Annotated in this window: 5 protein-coding genes; all 5 read left to right on the top strand. The window is 62.1% G+C overall.

Features of this window, described 5'->3' with window-relative positions:
- The coding region (locus AC1DSN_RS18765; protein WP_477332177.1) for a VirB8/TrbF family protein at positions 1-540 on the top strand (540 nt) is incomplete at its 5' end.
- The gene (locus AC1DSN_RS18760) at positions 541-1,356 is read left to right on the top strand and encodes a TrbG/VirB9 family P-type conjugative transfer protein (RefSeq protein WP_213947931.1); all 816 of its coding nucleotides are present in this window, start codon (positions 541-543) and stop codon (positions 1,354-1,356) included.
- Positions 1,353-2,642, top strand: coding sequence for a TrbI/VirB10 family protein (locus AC1DSN_RS18755; protein ID WP_477332175.1), 1,290 nt, complete (start codon positions 1,353-1,355; stop codon positions 2,640-2,642). Before AC1DSN_RS18760 ends, AC1DSN_RS18755 begins: the two co-directional genes overlap by 4 nt.
- 7 nt (positions 2,643-2,649) lie before the next feature.
- Positions 2,650-3,690 carry a P-type DNA transfer ATPase VirB11 gene (gene virB11 / locus AC1DSN_RS18750; RefSeq protein WP_477297883.1) on the top strand — a complete coding sequence of 347 codons (1,041 nt, stop codon included), beginning with the start codon at positions 2,650-2,652 and terminating at the stop codon, positions 3,688-3,690.
- 54 nt (positions 3,691-3,744) lie between these two features.
- A partial coding sequence (locus tag AC1DSN_RS18745) for a lytic transglycosylase domain-containing protein (protein WP_477332173.1) occupies positions 3,745-4,520 on the top strand: 776 nt, incomplete at its 3' end.

The following is a 4,520-nucleotide window of genomic DNA, read 5'->3' as shown; positions in this document are numbered from 1 at the left end:
GTGTTCGACAAGGTGAATGGGTCGACGTATCCGCTGGACAATAAGATCGCCACGATCTCGTTCACCTACAAGCCCAACCTGCGCATGGACGACCAGAACCGGATCGAGAATCCGCTGGGCTTCCAGGTGACGGGTTACCGCGTCGACAACGACTACGGCTCACTCCCGCCCGCAGAATCTACCGATCCGAATGCCCCGGTGAATCCTGCAGGGCAAGCTCCGGGTGCTGTGCCGGGCGCTGTGCCCGGCGCCCCTGCCGCTGGGGCGCCTGCAGCGGGTTCGCCCAACGGTGCACCCGCGCAGCAGATGGCAGCCCCTGGCGCATACGGCCCGCAGGCGCCGGCTGCGGCACCTGGCCAGGCCCCGCAGGCCCAGGCTATCCCGCTTCAGCAGGCCGTCGGCATTCCGCCCTCGCCTATTCCGTCAGAGGCGGCTTATGCCACGCAGCCGCAAGCTGCTGGTCCGACCGCTCCGTATCCGCAGGCCGCCGCGCCCGCGGCTCGTCCCGTGACCCGCGCCGCCAATGGAGGGCGCCGTTAAATGAATCGTTCCAGCAAGCTGAGTCTGGCCTGCAGTCTGGGCTTCGCCCTATCGGGTGTCCTGACCGTGGCCGATGCGGAGACCACTCCGACCACCACTCCCGCGCCGTCCTCAACGGGAACCGCGATCGCGGTGCAGCCGTATGAATATCAGCCCGACCGTATCTACACCGTACGGACAGGCCTCGGCATCACCACGCAGATCGAGCTGAGCCCCAACGAAAAGATTCTCGACTACAGCACCGGCTTCAGCAGTGGCTGGGACCTGACCCGTCGCGACAACGTCTTCTACATCAAGCCGAAGAACGTCGATGTCGACACCAACATGATGATCCGCACGGCCACGCACTCCTACATCCTGGAGCTGAAGGTCGTCGCCACGGATTGGAAGACGCTCGACCAGGCTCGTCGCGCGGGCGTGCAGTACAAGGTGACCTTCACCTACCCCGCCGACACGAGTTTCATGAGCGAGTCGAAGAAGGTCGAAGAGACACCCGAACTCGACACGGACCTCGTGAAAGGTCGTGACTACAACTTCGATTACGACTTCTCCAAGTCGCGCAAAGTGGCTCCCTGGCTCGTACCGATCAACGTCTACGACGATGGCCGATTCACGTATATCAAGATGCCGGACCTCAAGCAGTTTCCGACGGGCAACTTCCCGACGATCTACATGCGTGAGAAGGAACATGGAGAAGACTCGGTAGTGAACACCACCGTGGAAGGCAACACCATCGTGGTCCACGGCACGTACAACTACCTGGTTATTCGTCACGACGACAATGTCGTGGGCCTGCGAAGGAACACAAAGAAGTGAGCCCGAACAATCCCTATCAGCCGGACGACGAGTCCAACGGCAGCAACCATGTTCCGCCGTCGAGTGAGCATCACGCCGGCGAGCGTGATCCACTGGCCGGCAATCCGTATTCGAACCAGCAGCGGCAGGCACCACAGCCGGATCTGGATGGTGCAGCGCCGCATCTGACCACGAACGACATGCGACGCATGAATCGCAGCGCGCTCGGCCTGCTCGGCGGCATCGTGCTGCTGCTCGTGGTGGTCGCGTTCTGGTTGTTCCATAGCTCCGGATCGAGGGACAAGCCAGCGAATAAATCGCACGAAGAGACAGTTGTGGTGCCGGATGCACCCATCGCACCGGGCGCTTCCTTCGGCAACCAGCCTGCCAAGGAACCGGATTCGGTCGCACTCTCTCCGTTCCTTCCTCCGGTACAAAACACCCCACCGCCGGTGCCGGTGCAAGTCATGCCGGAGGCTCCTCATCAGCCGACGCTGCTTGAACGTCGCATTGCTGCAGCCAACAACGGCGCTGGCTTCCAGGCAGTGACCGAAGGGGCGGCCGCACCCGCTCCTGACGCTGGCGCAGCAGGGGGCGCGGGCGGCTTCGGCCTCCCAGGCATGCCCGGTGCTGGCGGACCTCCGCGGATGAGCGCCACCAACAACCTTGCCTATACGGCAAAAGACCTGCCAGATGTTTCTAGCGCAACGCCGCTCCAGCATCCCGACACGCTCATGCTACGCGGCACGTTTATCCGGTGCGTCCTCGAAACACGCATCATCACGGATATCCCCGGCTTCACCTCGTGCGTCGTCACCGAACCCGTCTACTCCTTCACCGGCAAGCGCCTGTTGCTGCCGAAGGGCTCGAAGGTCATGGGCAAGTACGAAATGGAACCGAACGGCCCGCGCGTCGCCGTCATCTGGGACCGCATCGTCACGCCTACTGGTATCGACGTGAACATGGCCAGCCCGGGCATCGACACCTTGGGCGGTGCGGGCCACCCCGGCCTTTATAACGCCCACTGGGGCAGTCGTATCGGCTCAGCGTTGCTTATCAGCTTGCTCAGCGACGCTTTCAAGTACGAAGCAGCCGAGCATGGTCCCCGCCAAACGACGATCAGCAACGGCGTCGTCACGCAGAGTCCGTTCGAAAGCAACACGGCCGACACGATCCAGCAGCTTGCCAACTCTGCCGTGCAACGTCAGGCCAACCGCCCCGCCACCGTCACGATCAACCAGGGCACCGTGCTGGCGATCTATGTAGCCAAGGACGTCGACTTCACCGGCGTGGTTACGAGGTACTGAGACGACTATGGACGACGGCGCACTGGCATCCATCGGCAATGACTTCCTCGAGTACCAGTACGAGGTACTGGGAGTGAAGGATTTCCTTGCCTCATCGGATGTCACCGAAATCTGTATCAACCGCCCTGGCGAGCTTTATCTCGAGCGCCGGGGTGGCTGGCAGCGTGTTGAAGTGCCGTCACTGACGTTCGAGCGTGCACGCCAGTTCTGCACCGCCGTCGTCAACGAGAGCAATACCGGTCAGCGAATCACGGATACGGACCCCGTAGTGTCGCTGACCTTTCCCACCGGCCAGCGCGCGCAGTTCGTCATCCCGCCTGCCTGCGAGGCCGGGCGTGTATCGATCACCATTCGCCTCCCGTCGAAGGAGACACGCACTCTCGCGCAGTACAGCGAGGACGGATTCTTCAACGAGATCCTCGAAGGCGCGAACACGATCAGCCAGGCTGACAAGGAACTTCTCGATCTACGGGCTGAACGTCGCTACGCGGACTTCTTCCGCCATGCGGTGCTCAACAAGAAGAACATCGTCGTCTCGGGTGCTACCGGAAGTGGCAAAACCACCTTCATGAAGTCGCTCGTGCACCACATTCCCGATGACGAGCGACTGGTCACGATCGAGGATGCGCGCGAGCTGTTCATCGATCAGCCGAACGTCGTGCACCTGATCTATTCCAAGGGTGGCCAAAGCGCCGCCAACGTCACGGCGAAGAGTTGCATGGAAGCCTGCCTGCGCATGAAACCGGACAGGATCATCCTGGCCGAGCTGCGCGGCGATGAGTCGTTTTACTTCATCCGAAATTGCGCATCCGGTCACCCAGGGTCAATCACAAGCTGCCATGCAGGCAGCGTCGAGCAGACCTGGGACCAGCTGGCACTGATGGTAAAGGCGTCCACGGAAGGAGCGGGACTGGAATTCGCGACGATCAAACGACTGCTGATGCTGACGATCGACATCGTGGTTCACATCAAGGCACATGCGGGCCGGCGCTATATCACCGGCATCGATTTCAACCCGGCTCGCGCCCTGGGCGCGAACGGGGGGTAACGCACACACACACACACCGGTCATCAAACAGGAGTTTCAAAGGTGGTACCAGGAATGGAAATGATGGGCTGTCAAAACCTTGCCGTACCGGCCGAGGTGATGCAGCACGTCGTCAACGTGGAGTCGAGCCACAACCCGTACGCCATCGGCGTGGTGGGCGGCAAGCTCGTGCGCCAACCACAGAACCTTCCTGAAGCCGTCGCCACCGTTCGCATGCTGGAAAAGAACGGCTACAACTACTCGCTGGGCGTCGCTCAGGTGAATCGCGCGAACCTCGGCAAGTACGGTCTGGACAGCTATGAAAAGGCTTTCGAATACTGCCCTAACCTTAGCGCCGGCTCGCAGATTCTCGCCCAGTGCTATGCCAGCGCGGGCAAGGATTGGGGCAAGGCCTTCAGCTGTTACTACTCAGGCAACTTCACGACCGGGTACCAGGATGGTTACGTCCAGCGCATTTTCAATTCGATGGCGAAGAGCGGAATGGTCGCCGGTGCCCAGGCGATCCCGCTCGAAGCGACCAAGATCCCCGTGCGGGTCGTCAGCGTTGGCAACGGTGTCACCGGCATCACCACCGACGGCCCCGCTTACCGCGTCGCCATGCGCCGCGTCGTCGACGCCGCCGCCGCATCGGTCATCGGACCAACCGTTGCGTCGGCAACCGGCACGGGTATGCCAGAGACGACATCGCTAGCGCGGTCCCAGATGCTCGCGCAGGCGCAGAGCGTGCCAGTGCAGACATTGCCTGCCGGCGTCGTCCCGGTCACGAACCCGGTATTGACGCCCACGCCTGACGCGCCGCTCGGACCGATCCCGACCGACCCGGCCACGGC

The sequence above is a fragment of the Luteibacter sp. P4_D7_3 genome (genome assembly GCF_056401735.1).
The sequence above is the reverse complement of the archived record's forward strand: the minus strand, read 5'-3'. Positions and strand labels throughout refer to the sequence as shown.

What these genes read in the sequence shown, in the direction of transcription:
- virB11 (WP_477297883.1), top strand. Translation starts at nt 2,650, where the DNA reads ATGGACGACGGCGCACTGGCATCCATCGGCAATGACTTCCTCGAGTAC.
- AC1DSN_RS18760 (WP_213947931.1), top strand. Translation starts at nt 541, where the DNA reads ATGAATCGTTCCAGCAAGCTGAGTCTGGCCTGCAGTCTGGGCTTCGCC.